22 protein-coding genes are annotated in these 21,935 nt (G+C 57.6%); 6 read left to right on the top strand and 16 right to left on the bottom strand.

The window, feature by feature from the left end:
• Position 1 precedes the first annotated feature (1 nt).
• Positions 2–625, bottom strand: a complete 624-nt coding sequence (locus I6L41_RS04500) for a tRNA-uridine aminocarboxypropyltransferase (protein WP_216962255.1) — start codon at positions 623–625, stop codon at positions 2–4.
• Between I6L41_RS04500 and rrtA the strand changes: the two genes are divergently transcribed.
• Complete coding sequence (gene rrtA / locus I6L41_RS04495) at positions 624–1,217, top strand: rhombosortase (protein WP_074042643.1); 594 nt, start codon at positions 624–626, stop codon at positions 1,215–1,217. The two genes, I6L41_RS04500 and rrtA, sit on opposite strands and share 2 nt — an antisense overlap.
• Here the strand turns inward: rrtA and pyrF are convergent.
• The 6 genes from pyrF to cmk all read right to left on the bottom strand — a co-directional run bounded on the left by pyrF (position 1,192) and on the right by cmk (position 6,365).
• Positions 1,192–1,893 (bottom strand): orotidine-5'-phosphate decarboxylase, encoded by a 702-nt coding sequence (gene pyrF, locus I6L41_RS04490; protein WP_157160965.1) that lies wholly within the window; start codon positions 1,891–1,893, stop codon positions 1,192–1,194. The genes rrtA and pyrF overlap by 26 nt on opposite strands.
• A gap of 18 nt (positions 1,894–1,911) precedes the next feature.
• Positions 1,912–3,078 carry a lipopolysaccharide assembly protein LapB gene (gene lapB / locus I6L41_RS04485; protein ID WP_005346478.1) on the bottom strand — a complete coding sequence of 389 codons (1,167 nt, stop codon included), beginning with the start codon at positions 3,076–3,078 and terminating at the stop codon, positions 1,912–1,914.
• 9 nt (positions 3,079–3,087) lie between these two features.
• A complete protein-coding gene (locus tag I6L41_RS04480) occupies positions 3,088–3,372 on the bottom strand; it encodes a LapA family protein (protein ID WP_005337143.1) in 285 nt (94 codons plus the stop codon).
• A 158-nt stretch (positions 3,373–3,530) separates the two neighbouring features.
• Positions 3,531–3,815: an integration host factor subunit beta gene (gene ihfB / locus I6L41_RS04475; protein ID WP_005299934.1), complete on the bottom strand. Its 285-nt coding sequence runs from the start codon at positions 3,813–3,815 to the stop codon at positions 3,531–3,533.
• Positions 3,816–3,907: 92 nt separating this feature from the next.
• Complete coding sequence (gene rpsA / locus I6L41_RS04470; RefSeq protein WP_005337148.1) at positions 3,908–5,578, bottom strand: 30S ribosomal protein S1; 1,671 nt, start codon at positions 5,576–5,578, stop codon at positions 3,908–3,910.
• A gap of 94 nt (positions 5,579–5,672) precedes the next feature.
• Positions 5,673–6,365 (bottom strand): (d)CMP kinase, encoded by a 693-nt coding sequence (gene cmk / locus I6L41_RS04465; protein WP_019444698.1) that lies wholly within the window; start codon positions 6,363–6,365, stop codon positions 5,673–5,675.
• Between the two features lie 248 nt (positions 6,366–6,613).
• On the opposite strand from cmk, the gene ribA reads away from it, so the two are divergent.
• A complete protein-coding gene (gene ribA, locus I6L41_RS04460; protein WP_216962252.1) occupies positions 6,614–7,207 on the top strand; it encodes a GTP cyclohydrolase II in 594 nt (197 codons plus the stop codon).
• A gap of 81 nt (positions 7,208–7,288) precedes the next feature.
• Here the strand turns inward: ribA and I6L41_RS04455 are convergent, their stop codons facing one another.
• Entirely contained in the window at positions 7,289–8,245 is a 957-nt protein-coding gene (locus I6L41_RS04455; protein WP_216962248.1) for a LysR substrate-binding domain-containing protein, read from the bottom strand.
• A gap of 63 nt (positions 8,246–8,308) precedes the next feature.
• Entirely contained in the window at positions 8,309–9,184 is an 876-nt protein-coding gene (locus tag I6L41_RS04450; RefSeq protein ID WP_216962245.1) for a LysR family transcriptional regulator, read from the bottom strand.
• A gap of 95 nt (positions 9,185–9,279) precedes the next feature.
• Between I6L41_RS04450 and I6L41_RS04445 the strand changes: the two genes are divergently transcribed.
• The gene (locus I6L41_RS04445; protein ID WP_216962242.1) at positions 9,280–10,503 is read left to right on the top strand and encodes an MFS transporter; all 1,224 of its coding nucleotides are present in this window, start codon (positions 9,280–9,282) and stop codon (positions 10,501–10,503) included.
• Between the two features lie 145 nt (positions 10,504–10,648).
• On the opposite strand, the gene I6L41_RS04440 is transcribed toward I6L41_RS04445, so the two are convergent.
• From I6L41_RS04440 to I6L41_RS04420, 5 genes are all read right to left on the bottom strand, one after another.
• Complete coding sequence (locus I6L41_RS04440) at positions 10,649–11,203, bottom strand: VOC family protein (protein ID WP_216962239.1); 555 nt, start codon at positions 11,201–11,203, stop codon at positions 10,649–10,651.
• Positions 11,197–11,961 carry a hypothetical protein gene (locus tag I6L41_RS04435; protein ID WP_005337161.1) on the bottom strand — a complete coding sequence of 255 codons (765 nt, stop codon included), beginning with the start codon at positions 11,959–11,961 and terminating at the stop codon, positions 11,197–11,199. Before I6L41_RS04435 ends, I6L41_RS04440 begins: the two co-directional genes overlap by 7 nt.
• A 191-nt stretch (positions 11,962–12,152) precedes the next feature.
• Positions 12,153–12,878, bottom strand: coding sequence for an oxygen-insensitive NADPH nitroreductase (nfsA, locus tag I6L41_RS04430; protein ID WP_216962236.1), 726 nt, complete (start codon positions 12,876–12,878; stop codon positions 12,153–12,155).
• A 71-nt stretch (positions 12,879–12,949) separates the two neighbouring features.
• Complete coding sequence (locus I6L41_RS04425; protein ID WP_128835523.1) at positions 12,950–14,515, bottom strand: AbgT family transporter; 1,566 nt, start codon at positions 14,513–14,515, stop codon at positions 12,950–12,952.
• 143 nt (positions 14,516–14,658) lie between these two features.
• Entirely contained in the window at positions 14,659–16,611 is a 1,953-nt protein-coding gene (locus tag I6L41_RS04420) for a bifunctional diguanylate cyclase/phosphodiesterase (RefSeq protein WP_216962233.1), read from the bottom strand.
• An 861-nt stretch (positions 16,612–17,472) separates the two neighbouring features.
• Here I6L41_RS04420 and I6L41_RS04415 point away from each other — a divergent pair.
• The 3 genes from I6L41_RS04415 to I6L41_RS04405 are packed head-to-tail and all read left to right on the top strand — an operon-like array spanning position 17,473 to position 19,928.
• Positions 17,473–18,411, top strand: a complete 939-nt coding sequence (locus tag I6L41_RS04415) for a LysR family transcriptional regulator (RefSeq protein WP_005337171.1) — start codon at positions 17,473–17,475, stop codon at positions 18,409–18,411.
• Positions 18,412–18,465: 54 nt separating this feature from the next.
• A complete protein-coding gene (locus tag I6L41_RS04410; RefSeq protein ID WP_204379924.1) occupies positions 18,466–19,488 on the top strand; it encodes a response regulator in 1,023 nt (340 codons plus the stop codon).
• Between the two features lie 8 nt (positions 19,489–19,496).
• Positions 19,497–19,928, top strand: a complete 432-nt coding sequence (locus tag I6L41_RS04405; protein WP_216962230.1) for a PAS domain-containing protein — start codon at positions 19,497–19,499, stop codon at positions 19,926–19,928.
• A gap of 89 nt (positions 19,929–20,017) precedes the next feature.
• On the opposite strand, the gene ltaE is transcribed toward I6L41_RS04405, so the two are convergent.
• Positions 20,018–21,037: a low-specificity L-threonine aldolase gene (gene ltaE / locus I6L41_RS04400; protein WP_216962227.1), complete on the bottom strand. Its 1,020-nt coding sequence runs from the start codon at positions 21,035–21,037 to the stop codon at positions 20,018–20,020.
• 112 nt (positions 21,038–21,149) lie between these two features.
• Complete coding sequence (locus tag I6L41_RS04395; protein ID WP_064336640.1) at positions 21,150–21,851, bottom strand: hypothetical protein; 702 nt, start codon at positions 21,849–21,851, stop codon at positions 21,150–21,152.
• Positions 21,852–21,935 lie beyond the last annotated feature (84 nt).

The raw sequence follows: 21,935 nt of genomic DNA, 5'->3' as shown, positions 1-21,935 counted from the left end.
GTCACGCGCGGCGGCCTTCGGCAAAGTCCTGCCACTGGGTATTCAACCGATTGAACAGGGTCAGCAAGGGCGCATAGCGCTCCGGCCTTCCCTCCCACCGGGACAAGAGGTGATAGCCCGCCTCTATGGTAGAGAGGGCATCGGGAAAGGGTTTCTTGCGAATGGCATATTGACCGGCAATAGTACCAATGCCGATGCGGGGCAAGCGGACCAGTGCCGGGTTGCTCTGCAACATGCGATAGGCTTTGCGCCAGGTGCCGTCAAGCAAGATAAAGGCGACGGATGCGGAGCCAGGGGATTCACTCTCCCACTGTTGGCGAAGATCGGTCAGCGAAATGGCATCCTCATCCGGCCAGAGCAAATAATAACGACGGGATTGGTCAGCCAGCAGCACATTGAGCCACTCGTCGCGGGAAAAATCCTCCCCCACATGGATTTCGCACTGTTGCAAAGAGGCTGCCAGCAGCGCCGCAGTCCCCTTGGGATGTGCCACCTCGTTGGGGTGCTGCAAGATGTAGAGGGGCGTGTGATTGTCAACCGGCACAATATAATCGCACAGGCAGGCTTTGAGGGCTCGGGTGCAACGTGTACAGTATCGACTGTTCTTGTCGTTGGACTGTTTCATGTTGTCAGACAAATCTGGATTGCTCTGGGTTATCACGCTCTCTCTCACCAGCTTGCTACTCTTCTTTACCGTTCCCAATCTTCAGCTCTCCTTCGATCGGCCCTTGATCGCCGGGGGCGAAGGGTGGCGGATCATAACAGGCAATCTGGCTCATACCAATCTGTGGCACCTGCTGCTCAATCTGGGCGGCCTCGCCATCCTCTATAGCCTGTTTCGCGACTATCTGGGTGGGGCTCGCCTGCCGCTGCTGATGTTGCTGCTCTGGCTGGCAGTGGGCTTGGGGATCTGGTGGTGGTGCCCGCAGACCCAGTGGTACATGGGGCTATCCGGCTCGCTGCATGGTCTGTTTGTCTGGGGGGCAATGCAGGATATCCGCCACGGACGCCGCACATCGGGCTGGCTACTGTTGGCAGGGATGGGGCTCAAGCTGGCGATGGACTTCTACAACGCAGGAGAGAGCCCGATATCCACCCTGATCAATGCCAGGGTACACATCGGCTCTCATCTTATCGGGGCCGGTGCAGGCCTGTTGCTCGGCCTGCACCGTGTATCACTGAGTGAGCCTGTTACGCACCAACCAGCTCGGCATTGATGCTGGCCAGCATGGCGGCCGGATCGGCAGCCTGCGTAATGGGGCGACCGATAACCAGATAATCGGACCCCGCCTCGACCGCCGCTTTCGGTGTCATCACCCGGCGCTGATCCCCGGCCGCTGAACCGGTCGGGCGAATACCCGGGGTCACCAGCTTGAACTCATCACCCAGCAAGGCTTTAAGCTCATGGGCCTCGTTGGCAGAGCAGACAACCCCATCCAAGCCGGATGCCTTGGTTAAGGTAGCCAGCCGGATCACCTGCTCGGCCGGGCTCACATCCAACCCGAGGGGGATCATGTCGGACTGCTCCATGCTGGTCAACACGGTCACGCCGATAAGCAGGGGGGCCTTGTCGCCATAAGGCAGTAGCGCATCTTTGGCGGCACGCATCATCCGCTCACCACCACTGGCATGCACGTTGACCATCCAGACACCGAGCTCGGCACTGGCTGCCACGGCTTTGGCAACGGTATTGGGAATATCGTGAAACTTCAGATCCAGAAAAACATCGAATCCCTTGGCCACCAGCTGGCGTACAAACTGCGGGCCAAACAGGGTAAACATCTCCTTGCCTACCTTGAGACGGCACTGGGCCGGAGAGATACGTTCAACGAACGCTAAGGCATCTGCCTCGTGCTGATAATCCAGCGCTACCAGTACTTTGGGATCTTGCATCTCACATCCTATTGCTTGTTATTCACCGTCCAGACCACGGATCGGCTTGATGGAACCCCACTGGCGACAAGACGGGCACTGCCAGAACAGCGAGTGAGTGGCAAAGCCGCACTGCCGACACTTGTGGGTTGACTTGATTTTGATCTGCTCGCCGACCAGCTGTTGCAGCAGTTCGAGGCTCTCCTTGGCAGGCCCCTCTTCCGCACTGGCCAGCTGAAAACCCACCAGCTGGTAAAAACCTTTCATCGACGGATGACGACGCAGCTGACGCAACACCAGCGAACGGGCCTGACTCAGGCCATCACGCTCTTCAACCAGCTTGGCAAGGGCCAGGGTCACGCTGACACCGGCGTGATCTTCCACTGCCTTCTCAAGCAGCGGGATCAATGCAGGCGTGCGCCCCAACTGCTGATAGCACTCGAGCAATTTGGGCATTGCCTCGGAGGCAAAGTCGATATCCTGCTCGAACACCCGCAGCAGCTCCTTGCTGGCCTGCTCATACTCCCCCTCTGCCATGGCGAGCTCAGCGAGGCGCAAACTGGCCCGGGCACATGCCGGATTGATACTGAGCGCCCGTTTGAGCTTGGCCAGCCCCTCCCCTTTATTGCCCTCACGCAGCGCGATTTCGGCTTGCTCGCAATAGAAATGGGAGATGGGGTCGGCCAGCTTCTTGCCCTGGAATTTTTGCAGACGAACCGCCACATCGATGGCCTTATCCCAATCCCGCAACTGCTGATGGATGATCAACAGCTGTGCCAGCGCCGTCTCTTCATAGTCGCTGTCGTCACACAGCTCATTCCAGAGCGCTTCCGCTCGGTCCAGCAGACCAGCAGCCAAAAAGTCGCGCGCAAGCTCCTGCAGGGCAAGCTGTCGCTGCTCCCGGGTCAGTTGGCGGGTTACCAGGTTCTGGTGGATCTTGATGGCACGATCGACCTCCCCACGCTGGCGAAACAGGTTGCCGAGGGAGAGGTGTGTTTCGATGGTTTCACTGTCCACCTCAAGCAGCTGAATAAAGAGGTCTACCGCCTTGTCGGATTCATCGGACAGCAAATAGTTGAGGCCCGCCACATACTGGCGGGAAAACTGGTTACTCTGTTTTTGGGTGTCCTGGCGAACACTCCTGCGACCCATGTACCAACCATAACCGGCGGCGATGGGCAACAGCAGGAAAAGCAGTTCAAGCATTGAGGAACATTATTCCTTACCCGGTGACCGGGCCAGCTCCAACTCACGGGATTGACGACGCATGGTGCGGTTGAGGGTGCGGTTTTGCATTTTCAGGCGCAGGAACAGCAGGCCGAATACCAGCCAGCCCAGCAAAAAACCGCCAGCAAAGAAGAAGCCCAACAGCATGGCAAGTGAAAACTCACCCTGAGCGATCAGGTAATTGAACTGAACCAGCTGGCCATTTTGTGAGCCCAGCGCCAGGGTCAGAACAAACACCAGCACCAGCGGAATGAGGGCCAAAATACGCTTCATAAGAGCTCCCTGTCAGTATCTAATGAGAGGCTGATTATCCTTAAAATCGCAGGCAGACTCTAGAGTGAATGGGAAAAGAGTTTAAGAAACAAGACGATTGGCACAGGAATCGGTGCCAAAAAGAAAAAAGGCATACCCGAGGTATGCCCATTTCTGCATTATTCAATGATGTTGACGCGCTCGCGCAACTCTTTGCCAGGTTTGAAGTGCGGGACATATTTCCCGGTCAGTTCAACCTTGTCCCCAGTCTTGGGGTTGCGGCCCACACGGGGCGCACGATAGTGCAGTGAAAAACTGCCAAATCCGCGGATTTCAATCCGGTCGCCGTTTTGCAAGGTCGACGCCATCTGCTCAAGGATCTCCTTGATGGCGGCTTCGACATCCTTGGCCGGCATATGCATGCGGCTGGCTGCCAGTTGTTCGATGAGATCTGATTTGGTCATAACGTTAAATCTCCTTCCCCGATCACATGCAATATTCATTTTGCCAGGATAAAAAAGGGCGGCGCAATGCCGCCCTTTTCTTGCATCAAGGATTACTCACCCTTGGCGGCTTTGAACGCTTCCATCATAGCATTGCTGAACACAACTTCTTCTTGCTGGTTCAGGTTATCGATAGCAACACGCTCATCAGCCTCGTCCTTAGCACGGACAGACAGGCTTACGGTGCGGTTCTTACGATCAACGCCCATGAATTTAGCTTCAACTTCGTCACCAACAGACAGCACCAGAGTGGCGTCTTCTACGCGGTCACGAGCAGCGTCGGAGGCACGCAGGTAGCCTTCTACGCCATCAGCCAGTTCGATAACGGCACCTTTGGCATCAACCTCGGTAACCTTACCCTTCACGATAGCACCTTTCTTGTTGTCAGCCAGGTACTTGTTGAACGGGTCTTCTTCGATCTGCTTGACACCCAGGGAGATGCGCTCACGCTCCGGATCCACTTGCAGAACAACGGCTTCGATCTCGTCGCCTTTCTTGAATTCACGCACGGCTTCTTCGCCCTGGTTGTTCCAGGAGATGTCAGACAGGTGAACCAGACCGTCGATGCCGCCATCCAGACCGATGAAGATACCGAAGTCAGTGATGGACTTGATCTTGCCGGAAACACGGTCGCCTTTGGCGTGAGTTTCGGCAAACAGCTGCCACGGGTTGGATTTGCACTGCTTCAGACCCAGGGAGATACGACGACGCTCTTCGTCGATGTCCAGAACCATCACGTCAACCACGTCGCCAACGTTAACAACTTTGGACGGGTGGATGTTCTTGTTGGTCCAATCCATCTCGGATACGTGTACCAGGCCTTCAACGCCTTCTTCGATTTCAACGAAGCAGCCGTAGTCGGTCAGGTTGGTCACGCGGCCAGACAGACGGGTGGTCTCCGGGTAACGCTTGGCGATAGCAACCCAGGGATCTTCGCCCAGCTGCTTCAGACCCAGGGATACACGGGTACGCTCGCGGTCGAACTTCAGAACCTTGACAGCGATCTCGTCGCCAACGTTGACGATTTCGGAAGGATGCTTAACGCGCTTCCACGCCATGTCGGTGATGTGCAGCAGGCCGTCAACACCGCCCAGATCTACGAATGCACCGTAGTCGGTCAGGTTCTTGACGATACCCTTAACTTCTTGACCTTCTTGCAGGTTAGCCAGCAGGCTTTCGCGCTCGGAGGTGTTCTCGGTCTCGATCACGGCACGACGAGAAACAACAACGTTGTTGCGCTTCTGGTCCAGCTTGATGACTTTGAACTCAAGTTCTTTGTTTTCCAGGTGAGCGGTGTCACGGATCGGACGCACGTCAACCAGAGAACCCGGCAGGAAGGCACGGATGCCATTCAGTTCAACAGTGAAACCACCCTTGACCTTGCCGTTGATGATACCGATAACGGTAGCTTGCTCTTCGTAAGCCTTCTCAAGCTGCAGCCAGGCTTCGTGGCGCTTGGCTTTTTCGCGGGACAGCTTGGTTTCGCCGAAACCATCTTCGATAGAGTCCAGAGCCACGTCAACGGTGTCGCCGACGTTGATTTCCAGCTCGCCCATGGCGTTCTTGAATTCTTCAGCCGGGATAGCGGACTCGGATTTCAGACCGGCGTCAACCAGTACGAAACCGTTCTCGATAGCAACGACAGTACCCTTGACGATGGAACCTTGACGGGTTTCAACGGCGTTCAGGGACTCTTCAAAGAGTTGAGCAAAAGATTCGATCATTGTTTATGTCACAAATGAAACATCCACTTGCAATCCGGCACAAGCGGGGCTGTTTTAAATAATCTGCGCCATCCTTGGTGCAGACGACCGGATGTCAGCTTGCGCTGGCATCACCAAGTTGTTGCTCTGCATAGGCGAGTACTGTTGCCAGCACTTCATCTATGGTCATGGCGGTAGAGTCTACCACCAGAGCATCTTCTGCCGGTTTCAGGGGTGCAGTAGCGCGATTTCTGTCGCGATCGTCACGTTCCCGAATCTCGGTTAAAAGACGCTCAAAGTTAACATCAAAGCCCTTATCTTGCAACTGCTTATAGCGACGCTGGGCCCGTTCTTCGGCACTGGCGTCGAGGAAAATCTTCACCTCGGCCTCGGGGAAAACAACTGTACCCATGTCACGACCATCGGCAATCAGACCCGGGGCCTGACGAAATGCCCGCTGACGGCGCAGCAAGGCTTCGCGCACACGGGGGAAGGCGGCGATTTTACTGGCAGCATTACCCACTTCTTCGGTGCGGATGGTGCGGGAGACATCTTCCCCTTCCAGGATAACCTTGACCAGATCGCCCTCAACCTGAAATTGCACATCCAGATTGGCAGCCAGCGGCACCAGTGAGGCTTCACTGTCCAGCTCTACATCGTGATGCAGGGCGGCCAGGGACAACACCCGATAGATGGCGCCCGAGTCCAGCAAGTGCCAACCCAGCTTCTCAGCAAGCAGCTGACACAAGGTGCCTTTACCTGCACCACTGGGGCCATCAATTGTCATTACGGGGGCCATCTGAGGCATAACTTCTCTCCTGCACTGTGTTGCTCCCATCCCGAAGGGGTGGGTTAATGGGCGCCGATTATACCCGAATGTGGTGAGCCTGGCAGTCATCAATCCGCACAAAGGGCCAAAACCCCGCCGGACAGCTGTGCTTGTATCTCATTTGGAGATTTCATTAAGCAATGCAGGGACTTGTTCTTATGGTCGTTCCTGATAAGGCGCGCTAAACTGGCCCCCTTTTTTGAGCCGTTAGTAGTAAGGAGCAACCTATGAGCAGCGTTACCCTCGTGGCCAAATCCAAATTGCCAACCCCCTGGGGCACCTTCACGCTGGTAGGTTTTCAGGAAACCGGCACAGGCAAAGATCACGCCGCACTGGTGATGGGCGACATTACCGGTGAAGAGCCCGTGCTGGGCCGGATCCACTCAGAGTGTCTGACCGGCGACGCCCTGTTCAGCCTGCGTTGTGACTGCGGTTTCCAGTTGCAGGCGGCCATGGAAAATATCGCCAAAGCCGGTCGTGGCGTGTTGCTGTATGTGCGTCAAGAGGGCCGTGGCATCGGCTTGCTCAACAAGATCCGCGCCTATCACCTGCAGGATCAGGGGGCCGATACCGTGGAAGCCAACGTGGCCCTTGGTTTCGCCGCCGATATGCGCGACTACACCATCTGCGCCGATATGCTCAAGCAGCTTGAGGTCAAGTCTCTCAAACTGATGACCAACAACCCGCGCAAGATGAAAGCGATGGAATCCTTCGGTATTCCGGTGGTCGAACGGGTACCGTTGCAGGAAGGGCGCAATCCCCACAACGAGTTCTATCTGTCGACCAAGGCCAACAAGCTGGATCATATGCTGAAGAAGTGAGCCTGCATTGACGAATACCAGATAGTCAAACGCCTCCTATTCGGAGGCGTTTTTCTTGGGATGACCGCAAATCAACCCTGGCTATCTAAGTGGCACGGTCAGATTGGCCAGCAGAGCTTCAAGCTCTTCGCCAGTGCGGGCAGCACAGTATAGTTCGACCCGCTCGCGGGTCAATTGCGGCGCGAGACGTTCAATCAGATCGTAGAGATAGCCGCATAAAAATGCCCCTCTGCGTAACCCGATAGCGGCTACACCGCTTGGTAGCCAGGGCGCCGTTTTGAGCACCAGATCCCCATCGCGCTGGGGCTCCCAGGCAAAGGTTGCCATCACCCCTATACCCATCCCTTGTCTGACATAGGTCTTGAGCACATCGCTGTCGCTCGCACAGCAGGCGATCCGGCTCTCGGCATGAGCGCAATCAGTGCCATGAGCTGTGGAGAGAGCCCTTCCATCGGTCACCAGCGCAAACTCCACCAGCTCGGCCGGGGTCAGCGATGTTGCTTTGGCCAACAGATGCTCCTTTGGCAGCACCAAGCCCCGTTGCCATTGAAAAGAGGGGAGCATGAGCAGATCGCTCCCCTCCTCCGGTTCATCCGCCAGCAGCAGATCGGCAGCGCCATCATGCACGGCTGCGCGGCACTGCGCCGCACTCCCTTGCATCACCGTCACGGCAACTTTGGGGAAGCGGGCCATGAATCCCTTGAGGATGGTGGGCAGAATATAACGGGCTTGCAGATGAGTGGCGGCAATGGTGAGTGTTCCCTGCTCCGGATGCACATGCTGCCTAGCCATCACCTTGATGGTGGCCACCTTGTCCAGCACCTCCGCGGCCACTTTGATCACGTCCCGACCGATGGGGGTGATCTGGGTCAAGTGTTTGCCGCTGCGCTCGAAGATCTTGATCCCCAGCTCATCCTCCAGCATCCGCACCTGTTTGCTGATCCCGGGCTGGGAGGTAAAGAGGCTCTCGGCGGTGGCCGACAGATTCAGCCTGTGGTTCGCCACCTCGACGATATAGCGCAATTGCTGCAATTTCATGGTGTAGCCCTCAAGCGAACCCACCGTTAATAGTAACAAACTTTCAGCAATAGCCCGCCGCCATCAGGCCGGGCGATCCTTGAGTAGGAAATCGCGCAAGGCACGGTTGGCCATAGATAGCGGATCGCCACGCCGCCACGCCACACAGAGGTCGAGGTAGATGGGCGGGTCGAAGGGCACGCCACTCAGATCCGGCTCCTCTTCCAGCACCATCCGCAAGAAGGTGGTCACCGCAAAACCTTGCCGCACCACCGCCTTGAGCAGAGGGATAAGATTGCTCTCGAAGGCGATATCGGGTTCAACGCCCAGGCTATGGGCTAGCGCCTCCATATGCTCCCGGTGGTAAAAACCACGGCGAAACAGCGCCAGCTCCTGAGCAAAGAACTGCGAGAGGGTGACGGCCGGTTCGCCGCGCAAGGGGTGATCGTCCCCCACCACCATCAACATCTCTTCGCTCAGCAGATGTGCCCCCTCGATGGCGGGGGGAAGATCACTGGTGATGAGAATGGCCAGATCGAGGGAGCCATCCACCATCCGGCTGAGCAGCTCACGGGTGCCGGCCTCTTCGACCCGGATCTTGAGGCCGGGATAGCGATGCTTGAAGGCCATCAGTCGAGGGGGAAAATAGTAGGAGCCCATCATATAGGGGATCCCGATCCGCACCTCCCCCCGCTCTAGCCCCTTGAGCTCGGCCATCTCGGCCTCGGCCTGATGCATCTGCAACAACAAGCGCTCGGCATGGCGACAGAGCACCTCTCCCTCCGGGGTGAGCCGTACCGCCCGGTCCTGTCGATCAAACAGCCGCAATTCGAGCTGCTGCTCCAGCTTGGCGATGGCCATGCTGATGGCCGGCTGTGCCACATGCAGACTGTTGGCTGCCTTGGTAAATGAGCCGGCATCCCTGACCGCCAGCAGATAGGTGAGCTGTTTCAGATCCATGTATCAATTCATCTTATGAGATGGATAACTTAAATATATTATATTTATAACTGTAAGGACTCTACCCTGACCAAAAGTAGTCAGGACAATACGCAATGATTGAAGTCGGAAGTCGCGAGTGGATACGTGCAACCCTAGCCCTCAGCCTGGGCTCTTTTCTGGTGTTTCTGAACCTCTACCAGACCCATCCCCTGTTACCCCTGATTGCCGAGGTCTTCTCGGTCAACTCTCTCTCGGCCAGCTGGACCCTGGCAGGATGCACTGCAGGCCTCGCCGCCTCCCTGCTGATCTGCGCCAGACTGGCGGATCGCCATGGCCGTCGGCAGGTCATGCTGGGTACCCTCACCCTGGCGATCCTGCTCTCACTGTTGATCCCGCTGGTTGAGCAGTTTGGCTCCCTGCTGCTGCTACGTATCCTGCAGGGCGCGCTGCTGGCCGGGTTACCAGCCACTGCGATTGCCTATATGGGGGAAGAGTTCAGTAAACGGGCGCTGCTCTCGGCGGTGGGGGTCTATATTGCCGCCAACTCCCTCGGTGGCATTGCCGGTCGGGTGGTCGGCGGTCTGTTGGCTGGCTGGTTTGGCGACTGGCAGCATACCTTTCTGGGGATCGGGGTGATCAGCCTGTTACTGCTGCCGCTGGTCTTCTGGCTGCTGCCACACCAAACCCGCTTTGTGGCGAGCGCCCCCGTTCGCGGCCAATTTGCCCGCGCCTTGCAGCAACACTTGACCAATCCCTTGCTGGTAGGAGCTTACCTTATAGGCGGGCTCAACTTTATGGTGTTTCTGAACCAGTTCAGCTATCTCACCTTCCTGCTGGCCAAGCCCCCTTTCTCCCTGCCCACCCAGTGGCTCGGCATGCTTTTTCTCACCTATCTCTCGGGGACTGTAGCCTCTTCTCTGAGTGGCCGCTTTGCCAACCGCTGGGGGGCACAACGGATGCTGCTGGTCGGGATCGCCCTGATGGCCATCGGGAGCCTCTGGCTGCTGCAAGGAAGCCTGCCCGGGATCCTGAGTGGCTTGCTGGTCTCCAGCTTCGGCTTTTTCCTGGCACACGCCTGCGCCAGTGCCTGGGTGGGTCATCATGTCGAACACAACCGCGCCCTCGCCTCCTCCCTCTATCTGGTGGCCTACTATCTGGGGGCGAGTCTGGGGGGACTTTACCTGCACCCCTTCTGGGAGCAAGGCGAGCTGGGCGGTCTGGTCATGGGAATTGAACTGGTCCTCATCCTGACGGCAGGCTTGAGCCTCTGGCTCGGCCGTCTCAAGCAGCGAAGCCAATCACCACTGCCCGCCCAGCAACCCCACCGACACGGGTAACAGGCTCAGCGCAAACAGGGTCACCCACGAGCAGATAGCGCTCTCGCAACCCAGCACCGCCAGATAACAAAAGGGGTCACACCGGTGACCCCTTTTGCTGCGTTATTCAAGAGCCTGTCAGGCTCGCACCGCATTGAGCGCAGGATCACTCCTGATCGAAATAATCCGCAGGCACCGCGACCACAGCACCGGTCGCCACCTCTTCGGCGATCACCTCAGCTAGCGGGCGCAGATGAAACTTGATCTGGCCGGAGGGCAACATCAGGCCAATATCGGGGTTGCGGATATCCTGCATGTTGCCAGTTTTGAATGGCTGCTCGGGATAGCGCGCTACCAGATCTTGCAGTGAAGTGACCACCAGCTCGATATGTTCCAGCCCCGCCTGATGGACGCGACCCGGTTTCGGTGCAGCCAGCTCGATACAGGGTACCTGTACCTCACCAGCCAACAGCGGCTGATGCAACTGATAAGTCGCAATCGGGCGCCCGCCAATCATACCCTCCACCAGCAAGGTGCCCGCCTCAGCCAGCACAGCACATAGCGCGCGGTACTCCTGCAGGGTAGCCGCCCGATAACAGAGGTGATCGACCGTTGGCCGGGAAATTGTGACGCCAGTGGCGGCCAGTTCGGCCAACAGCTGAGAAACAAATGGGGCCATTGGCCCCAGTGTGGAATCGAGAGGGTGGGACATGCTTACCATTTCTTCTTGGGTTGAAACAGGACATCGAGCTCGTCGGCTTCCTTGTCCTTGATGTTTTGCAGATCCTGCGCGCTGTTTTGCTGCTGCAGCTCTTCAAGCTCCTTGAGCCCCTGACGCATATCCTCTTCACGGGCCAGCAGATAGGGATCCTTGTCGCCCACGCTCGCCATGGCCGACAGACCCTTGGTATAGAGCTGGCGGCAAGTACCATATTGGCCCTGAATGCGGGCATCCATCGCCCGCTTGACCAGATTGGAGATGTTGATCTTGAGCTGCATCAGCTCAAGGCGGCGCTCTTCCTGGGCAAACCCCTGAGGGTCAATCTTGCCCTTGTTGTGCTCTACCCGCAGCACGGCCCGCATCTTCTTGACCAGCTGCAGCATCTGGATCGCCTGACGATCGGACTCCGGGGTCTTGAACTGCCCCTCATCCTGCACGCTGTAGTTCTCCTGCACATTCTTGATCTGGGTCTGCACATCAACGATGCGCTGCTTGATTTGATTGTTCGGCATCACCTGGGCGATGGCGCGATAGGCATCGAGGATCCGGTGCTGCAACAGCAACACCATGTTCTTGGAGAAAGGCACCAGATTGACGTTCAGCAACACCTCTTCGGTCTCGTCGGCCACCGTCTTGTGTCTGGCAACGGCGTGACGCTTGTCCGCTTCTGCCTTCTGCTTATATTGCTGCACCACGTTATAGGCGATAACCAAAAACAGGAGTGCGCCAATAGACAGCAATACCAAAGTTAAAATCATAGGATGTCCAAACCCCTGTTCCTATCCAATTGCGTGATCCTACAACAGCTTACCCACTTAAGGTAGCCTGCAGATCCCCCCTTGCCCACGATTTGTCACCAAGCTGTGCCCCCGGTCTCAGGGAGAGATTGCAGGATCAGGGGATGATGACCATGACGGTCACCTCCCCATAGTATCGCCCATCAGCGCCATTACTTGAGGTTAAAGCCCCGCGATTGCAGGAATCCCAGCATGAAAGGGCGGGACTCCTTGCCCAGAATGGCGCGGATCTGGCCGCTCCAAGTCTGCTGCTTGTTGTTGCTGCTGCGGGCTTGATAGTAGTCCGCGATCTGCTGATCGTACCGGGCCAGCAGGCCGCGATCCAGCTCGTGCTGGTAGCGCTCCTGATGCACCACCAATCCCCTGGGCAGACGGGGTTTCTGCTCCGGCTGCTGGGCAGGGTGACCAAGGCAGAGGCCAAACAGCGGGATCACCTGATGGGGCAAGCCGAGCAGTTCGCTCACCTCGGCCGGATGGTTGCGAATGCCGCCGATATAGACCCCGCCCAGCCCCAGCGACTGGGCCGCCAGCAGGGCGTTTTGCGCCATCAGAGCGCCGTCGATGGCTCCGATCAGCAACTGCTCCGCATAGCCGATCTGGGCCTCGGGCACGATCTGGGTGTGGCGGTGGTAATCGGCGCAGAACACCAGAAACTCGGCCGCCTCCGCCACATAGGGTTGATTGCCCGCCAGCATGGCCAACTGCTGACGCGCCTCGGGCTCGCAGACTCGCACAATACTGGTCACCTGCACAAAGCTCGAGGTCGAGGCTGACTGGGCGGCGGCGAGAATGGCATCCAGCTGCTGCGGGGCGATCGGCTCGGCAGTGAACTGACGAATGGAGCGATGGGAAAGGATAAGATCGATGGTCTGATTCATGGCACCTCCAAAATGAGGTAACACCATAGCGAAAAAAACGAGGGAGCCCAAGGCTCCCTCGCACACCCAGCTTAAGGGGCCGGATAGACGTAAGGGGCTTGCAAGCCGAGCGGGAAGCCGAGCGCCCAGTAGAGCAGCAGGAAAATCGTCCAGCTCACCAGGAAGGCCAGCGAGTAGGGCAGCATCATGGAGACCAGAGTACCGATCCCGGTGCTCTTCACATACTGCTGGCAATAGACCACCACCAGCGGGAAGAAGACCATCAGCGGGGTGATGATGTTGGAGGCGGAATCCCCGACCCGATAGGCCGCCTGGGTCAGCTCGGGGGAGATCCCCACCGCCATCAGCATGGGTACCAGGATCGGACTGATCAGCGCCCACTTGGCCGAAGCCGACCCCACCACCAGATTGACGCTGGCGGTCAGCAGGATCATCCCGACGATAGTCACCTCACCGGGCAGCGCCAGCGCATGGAGCACTTCGGCACCGGAGAGGGCCAGCAGGGTGCCCAGATTGGAGTCACCAAACGCCTTGATAAAGAGCGCGCAGAAGAAGGCCATCACCATGTAGGAGCCCATCTTGTTCATGGTGGCCGACATGGCATCGATCACATCCTTGCCACTCTTGAAGCTGCCTGCGACAAAGCCGTAGACAATTCCGGGCAGGATAAAGAGCAGGAAGATGAGCGGCACAATGGACTTCATCACCGGCGCGGCGAAGGTGGTCAGGGAGCCATCGGCAGCACGCAACGGTGAATCGCTCGGGGAGAGCGCCAGCGCCAGCAGCACGATAGCCGCCAGCATGGCAAACCCGGCCCAGTTGAAGGCCCGGCTCTCTTGCACGCTGTAGCGCCCCATCTCGTCGGCACTCTCCAGATCCTCGTTGAGCGCCACGTGCTTGAGGCGCGGCTCCACCACCTTTTCGGTGATGAACCAGCCGACGCAGATGATCAGCAACGAAGATGCACCGGTAAAGATGATGTTGCACAGGGTGTTGACCATGTAGTCAGGATCGAGCAACTGAGCGGCGGACTGGGTAAAACCCTGCAGCAGCGCATCCCCGCCGGAAGGCAGGAAGTTGGCGGCAAAACCGCCTGAGACACCGGCAAAGGCAGCGGCGATCCCCGCCAGCGGATGGCGTCCGGCAGCGTGGAAGATGATGCCACCGATGGGGATCACCAGCACATAACCCGCATCTGCGGCGGTGTGGCTGACGATCGCTACCAGGATCAGCATGGGAGTGAGAAAACGGGCAGGCGTCACTTTCAGCAACTTTTTCAGACCGGTATTGATAAAACCGGACTGCTCGGCCACCCCGACCCCGAGCATGGCTACCAGCACGATCCCCAGCGGGGCAAAGCCGGTAAAGGTGGTCACCATGGTGGAGAGAAACTCGGCCAGACCGGCACCGGTCAGCAGGTTGTTGACCACTACCGCCTCCCCGGTACGGGGGTTGACCAGATCAAACTGGAATTGTGACAACACCCAGGAGCCGACCCAGACGATCAGCAAGGCGTAGAGGAACAACATGGCGGGGTCGGGTAATTTGTTCCCGGCTTTCTCGACGCCATTGAGGAAACGGTTCAGCCAACCTTTGGGAGGGCTGGCCGGACGGTCATTGACAGCAGCATGACTCATTATTGCGATACTCCTTTCCCTAGAAACGAGGTCGCATGCTAGCAATTCCAGCCAATCCGTCTCATGACCGATCGCAAAAGAATGATTAATTTTGATTAAATGTTGCGGAATAAAATTCCAAGTTGTGGCCTAACGCACACTTGTTACTCTGCCACCACGGTATCTAGCAGTGGATAACGCCCAACCTGGCACTCCACCACGAAACCGCTCGCTTCGACTTGCGCCACTGTCAGCGGCTTGCTGAACAGATATCCCTGGAACACATGGCACCCCTGGGTCTGCAGTGCGGCCAGCTCGTGAGGCTCCTCCACCCCTTCCGCCATGATCCCCAATCCCAGATTGGTGGCCATGGCTGCAGTCGCCCGGATCACCGGCAAGTTGAGGCCGACCACGAAGGAGCGATCCAGCTTGATGTTGTTGATCGGCAACCGGTTGAGATAGGCCAGAGAGGAGTAGCCGGTACCGAAATCATCGATGGCAATCTTGATCCCCTGCTCGCTCAAATCGTCGAGAATGCCGAGGCACCCCTTCATATCGAGCATCAGCACGGTTTCGGTCAGCTCCAGCGTCAACAGGGAGGCATCCACCCCGTGCAGCTCCAGCTGCTGGCGAACTTGCCCGGGCAACGCCGACGATAGCTGGAAACCGGAGAGGTTGACGGAGACCGGCACCCGCTGATGGAAGCGCTTCTGCCAGCTGGCGACTTGTGCCAGCGCAGTGGAAAGAACCCAGCTGCCGATCTCGCGGATCAGCCCCATCTCTTCGGCCAGCGGGATAAATTCCACCGGCGACACATTGCCGAGCACCGGGTTGTACCAGCGCAGCAGCGCCTCGTAACCGATCAGACGCCGTTTGGCGGCATCGACCTGCGGCTGGTAACAGAGGCTCAGCTCCTGGCGGCCGATAGCCTTGGCCAGAAACTGTTTGAGATTGAGCTTGCGCTGCAGGGTCTGCTGCATGCTGGGGGTGAAACGCTGCCAGCGCAGCCGCCCCATCTGCTTGGCCTGATACATGGCCATGTCGGCACGGGTGATGAGGTTGTCCCCGTCATCCGCATCATCGGGATAGATGGCGATACCTATACTGCCGCCGATGGTCACCTCCGGCAGCCCGCTCAGTTGCAGCGGCTTGGTCATCTGGGAGAGCATCTGATCGGCCACCTCTTGCGCCCGATCCCCCTGATTGCCCAGCGGCACCAGTGCTGTGAATTCATCGCCACCGAGGCGAGCCAGCTCCACATCCCGCGGGCAAATCTGTTTGAGGCGACCGGCGACCCGCTCCAGCAGGCGATCTCCCGCCTTGTGGCCGTAGTTGTCGTTGACCAGCTTGAAGTTGTCCAGATCCATGAACACCAGCGCGAAACGCTCCCCCAGCCCGCAATAGGCCTCAAGGGATTTCATCAAGCCATACCGATTGAGCAGGCCGGTCAGGGAGTCGTGCCAGGCGAGGTGGCGATGCTCCAGCTCTTCGAGTTTGCGATCGGTAATATCCCGCATGGTGAGCAGAATGCGGGCCCCCTGCTGGATATAGCGGAACTGATACTGGAACCAGCGCATCCCCTTGAGGGTTCGGCACTCCCCCTCGGTCACCACTTCATCGAGACGGGAGAGCTTCTGGTAGAAGCTGTCATCATTGCCGGAGAAAACCTGGGAGAGCTTGGCGATCTGGTGGCCGAAGCACATTTCGAAGTGATAGTTACCACTCTCGAACACACCATGGCTATCGAACAGGCAGGCCAGGGTATCGCCGGTTGCCAGCGAGGACTCCTGATAGAGGGTATCGGAGTCGAGCACCGCTTCGGTCATCATCATCAGACGGCCAGCCAGTTGAATACCGGAAAGGCGCAGATAGATCTGCTTCTTGACCCCCTTTGGGGAGAGGGTCCACCACTCGTTATAACTGCGCCCCTGCTGAAAATCACCCAGATAGCGCTGCAGCAGCAGATCGATGGCGGTTGCCATATCGGCAGAGAAGTCGCGGGAGCAGAGTTCGTCGAGAGACGTCGCCTCCCACACGGAGAGCGCGGCGCTGTTTGCCCAGAAAATATGGTGATGCTCGATGTCATAAACCCAGATCGGGGTATGCAGAACATCCATCGTCTTCAGTAACCGTTCGTCAAGCGTATTCATCTGGTCAAGGTCATTCATGCTGGATGGTCACTGGTTAACCGGAAAACAGATCTGGCAAACCGCTAGCTGCAGAATGCAAGGTGCAAATACCTCTCGGCCATTATCCCTTTTCACATAGCCAAGAGCGGACAAAACTTTTTCAGATATCAACAACAGGGCAGCCTGTACGGCGATACTACAAAGGACTCAGCCAAGGACCCTGTTAATCCAGGCAAATCATATAGTCGATTTTTAACTTTTTTCCCCAGTAAAAACAAGCACTAAGAGCTATCCACTCGAGACCTTGAAAGAGCAATTGCATATTTGCTGCGACAAATTTGTTATTAACATTTAAATCAATGGCGGAAATAGTCATCACTCTCTGTCACAAAGCTTCCATTAATTAACCAAGCGGATGGATAAACAGCCAAAAAAACGCCAAAACGGACAAAAATAGTTCACTAAGGCGGAATTGATATACCCCAAATTCATTTTTCAACAGGCAATGAGCAAAACCAGAATATATGATCTGCATCACATTGGCTGGGGATGGAAAACCACCCCGGCTGAGCACACAGAGCAACCCTGCGCCCTTCCATCAGGTTGCAATATCGGCCTTCGCCCGCGGTTATAGCAGAACAAATCAGGGTATATGGCAAGCATCACTGCCGCAGTACCATTTGGCATCGTGCCGAAATAATCACCAGCTCGGGGAAACTGAGATGACAGGCGGGTGGATAACTGGTATCAACAGAAATCGAATCCAGATCAATTAAACGCTGAATTACCCTTGCCAACCCGGAACGCTCTTTTTATGGTTGCCCCCTTGTTACACCCAGAACAGCGTTTATGAAGCACATCGAAGAGTTCTACCTGTTCGTCAAGGTGGTGCAAGAGGGAGGATTCTCCCACGCTGCAGCCGCACTGGGCATGCCAACAGGCACCATCAGTCGACGCATTTCCCAGCTGGAAGAGCAACTGGGTTGCTCCCTGCTACATCGCTCTACCCGCAAGCTCCGCCTTACCGATGATGGCCTCAGATACTACGAACGTCTCTGCACGCCACTCGCACAAATCGAGCAGGCCACCAGCGAGATCCAGGGTCAAGAGGCCGACATCACCGGGCTTATCCGGATAGCTGCGCCGATCGCACTCTCCAACACCATCCTCATCGATATGCTGGCCGAATTCGGGCTGCACTATCCCGAGGTACAGTTCGATATCACCCAGACCAATGATCACCAACACCTGTTCGACAATGATCGGGATCTGGTCTTCTTCAACGGTGAGCTGCCCCAGTCGCTGCCCAATGCGATCTGTCTCGGCCATATCGAGTACGGCCTGTTTGCCTCACCACTCTATTTAACCAAGAAGGGCACCCCCTCCCATCCCAACCAGCTGGAAGAGCACGATCTCATCTACTGCTGGCCTCACCAGCACTGGCAGCTGACCGACAAGGATGGCCAGAGCGTCTGCATCAAACGCAGCGCCAAACTGACCGTCAACCAGACCCAGGCCGCGGTACGTGCAGCCCGGCGTCATCTGGGGATCGTCAATGCCCCGCTGCACTATCTGAGCAGCTTCCTCCATGACGAGCAGCTGGTGCCGGTACTGACCGACTGGCAAACCGGCAATCGCCCCTTCTACATGTTGTGTTGCCAGCACCAGTTCGCTCCGTTGCGTGTTAAGATGTTCGTTGAATTTGTTGAAAAATACTCAGCACGCTATCGCAATCGGCAGTGGGACAACCAATTTTCACAAGGTGATAGCCTCACCCATTGCATCTGACCGTTAGCGGGCCACACTTATAGCATCCCTTGCCAACAGAGCCTGCCTAACGCCATGAATGTATTGATATGTGATGACTCCGGGTTCGCCCGCAAACAGCTGGCGCGGGCGCTCCCGGCCGACTGGAAAGTCGATTTGCACTACGCAGCCAATGGTCTCGAAGGGATCGAACAGGTGCTGATGGGTCATGGCGATCTCATCTTCCTCGATCTGACCATGCCGGAAATGGACGGTTACGGCGTGCTGGAGACCCTCCAACGGGAGGGTCTGCGCAACAAGGTGATCGTGGTCTCCGGGGATATCCAGCCAGAGGCCTATCAGCGGGTCATGGGGCTGGGGGCGCTCGATTTCATCAAGAAACCCGCCGCCCCCGAAACCCTGCTCGCCCTGCTCAAAAAGCATGATTTCTGGAGTGCCGCCCCGAGCAGTCAACCAAGCGCCCCCGAGCAGCTGACAAGCGGCGTGGTAGCCGATGCAGGCGTCAAGATCACCCCCGAAATCCGCGATGTCTATCAGGAGCTGGCCAACGTCTCCATGGGTCAGGCCGCCGACTTGCTGGCTCGTCTGCTCAACGCCTTCGTGGTACTGCCTATCCCCAACGTCAACGTGCTGGAAGTATCAGAGTTGCATATGGCCCTCTCGGCCGCTGCGGATTCAGATACCCTCTCCGCCGTCTGTCAGGGGTTTATCGGGGCGGGGATCGCCGGCGAAGCGCTGATCCTGTTCCATGACTCCAGCTTCAAAGATTTGGCCAAGCTGATGAACCATCAGGGGACGCTGGATCGCACCGCCGAACTGGAGCTGCTGATGGATACCGCCAACGTGCTGATCGGCGCCTTCCTGCGCGGCTACGCCAACCAGCTCGATACTCCCTTCAGTCAGGGGCACCCGGTGGTGCTCGGCCAGCACAGACCCATCAACGAGCTGATCAACACTAACAAGAGTCGCTGGCGCCGCACGCTCGCCATCGAGATCAACTACCGGATCCAGGACTACGCGGTGCAGTGTGATCTGCTGCTGCTGTTTACCGAAGATTCCATCGCCACCATGAACAACAAAATCATGCACATGCTCTAGGAGTGACTATGGAAATCCGTGAATTTCATTGGCTGATGAACATAGTCCAGAACTTGGACGTAGGCTTGGTGGTGCTCGACAAGGAGTACAAGGTACAGGTGTGGAACGGCTTTATGGAGAGCCACAGCGGCCGACTGGCCAGTGACGTGCGCGATGGCGTACTATTCGAGCTCTTCCCCGATGTGGACAGAGCCTGGTTCGAACGCAAGGCCAACATGGTCTTCAAACTCAACAACCGCGCCTTCAGCACCTGGGAGCAGAAGCCCTATCTGCTGCGTTTCTCCAACTACCGCCCCATTACCGGCTCGGCCCCCCACATGTTCCAGAACCTGACGCTGGTGCCACTGGCCGATTTCGGCGGTCAGGTGACCCATATCGCGGTGATGATCTACGATGCCACCGATGAGGCCATGCTGATGAGCGGCCAGCGACGGGCTTGAGCTGGCTGCAAATAACAGAGGGCGCCGCGGCGCCCTCTTTTATTTCGGTATGAACAGGTCTCGGTATAACCTCTACCTCACCAGCCGTCTCAACGCGCCCCGAGATACTCGGTGAAGGCGTCGATCACCTCTTCAATATCGTCATCGTTGATTTGCAGATGGGTCACCAACCGCAGCTCGCCGTAACCGGAAAAGAGGATCCCCCGCTCCTTCATAAAAGCGAGCAGAGGGGCCGATTCCCCCTCATGCAGCCGCAGGAACACCATGTTGCTCTGCACCAGCGAGAGGTCGAGCTCGATGCCCGGCAGTGCAGCCAACCCTTCGGCCAGCCGTTTGGCACGGCGGTGATCATCGGCCAGGCGGGTCAAATGCTGCTCGAGGGCAAACAGACCGGCTTGCGCCAGAATGCCCGCCTGACGCATGCCACCTCCCAGCATCTTGCGCAGGCGGCGCGCACGGGCGATGAAATCGTGGCTGCCCACCAGCAGCGAGCCCACCGGTGCCCCCAACCCCTTGGAGAGACAAATCGAGATACTGTCAAACGGTGCAGCGATCACCTCGACCGAGGTCTCGCTGGCCACGGCGGCGTTAAAGAGCCTGGCGCCATCGAGATGAAGCTTCAAGCCGCGCTCGGCAACGAATGCCCCCATCTCCTGCAGATAGGAGAGCGGCAGCACCTTGCCGTTGTGGGTGTTCTCAAGGCAGATCAGGCGAGTCTGGACGAAGTGGGCATCATCAGGGGCCAGCGCAGCCTTGATATCATCGAATGCAAGCGTGCCATCACGCTGCATCGGCAAGGGTTGCAGGGCTACGGAGCCCAGCACGGCACTCCCCTGCGCTTCATAGCGATAGATGTGAGCGGCGTTGCCGAGGATGGCCCCCTCACCGCGCTGACAGTGGCTCATCACCGCCAACAGATTGGACATGGTGCCGGACGGCACAAACAGCGCCGCCTGTTTGCCCAGCAATCTGGCCCCAAAGGCCTCCAGCGCGTTGACGCCCGGATCTTCACCATAGACATCGTCACCGACTTCGGCGTGGAGCATGGCTTGACGCATGGCGTCAGTAGGCTGGGTGACGGTGTCACTTCGTAAATCGATATAGCGCATGAGATCCCTCCTGAAACAGGAGAGTGACGTTAGCCATGCGCCCCTCGCTTGGCAAGGGGCGCATGAGCAGAATGTGAAGCCAATATACGTCCGTAGAACTCGCAGGCGGGATTTACCAGGGTAGCGGCTGACCGTTGAGATCCAGTAGCTGGCCCGATTGGGTCAACGATAACCCCTTGATGAGATTGAGCAGTTTCACCGCCACCTCGGCAGGCTCCTGCAATTGCTCCGCAGGCAACTCACTCAGAAAGGGGGTGTTCATCGGGGAGTCCATCAAGCCGGGCGCCACCGCCACCACCCCCGCTTGCGGGAAACGCTGCGTCCACTCGAGGGCCAGAGTTTTCACCCCCATGTCGAGGGCCGCCTTGCTCATCCGGTAGCTGTAACGGCCCCCCTCCAGATTGGCGGTGATGGAGCCCGCCAGATCGGAGATGGCACAGAGCCACAGCGGATGGTCATTGCCCATCAACCGACTGAAACGGGCAGCCAGCGCCAGCGTTGGCCAGGCATTGGCAAGCAGGCTGTCGCACAGCCACTTGGGGTGCACCTCTTCGACCCGCCGCTCTGGCATAAAGCTGACATCGTGCAACAGGCCGATGGTGTTGATCACCACAGTGGGAAGCGGATCGGTGTCGTAGAGGGTAAACAGGGCGTCGAACGAGATGGCGTCCACCTCTTGCAGCGGGAAGAAAGCCCCCATCTCGATCCCTTTTGGATAGGTGCGTCCGGCCAGAAGGAAGGACTCCCCCCTTGCCATCAGCTCTCTTGCCAGCGCCGAGCCCAGCGCACCGCTTCCGAGGATCAAGTAGCTCATCGCCCATTCCATGGAGAGTTATCTTGCTTAGAGCGTATCAGAATAATCAACCGGCCGTGACACGACCAAAGGGTAATATGCCCC

The organism is Aeromonas sp. FDAARGOS 1411 (assembly GCF_019047125.1).
GTDB classification, from domain to species: domain Bacteria; phylum Pseudomonadota; class Gammaproteobacteria; order Enterobacterales; family Aeromonadaceae; genus Aeromonas; species Aeromonas veronii.
This window is presented reverse-complemented; position numbering and strand designations above follow the sequence as displayed.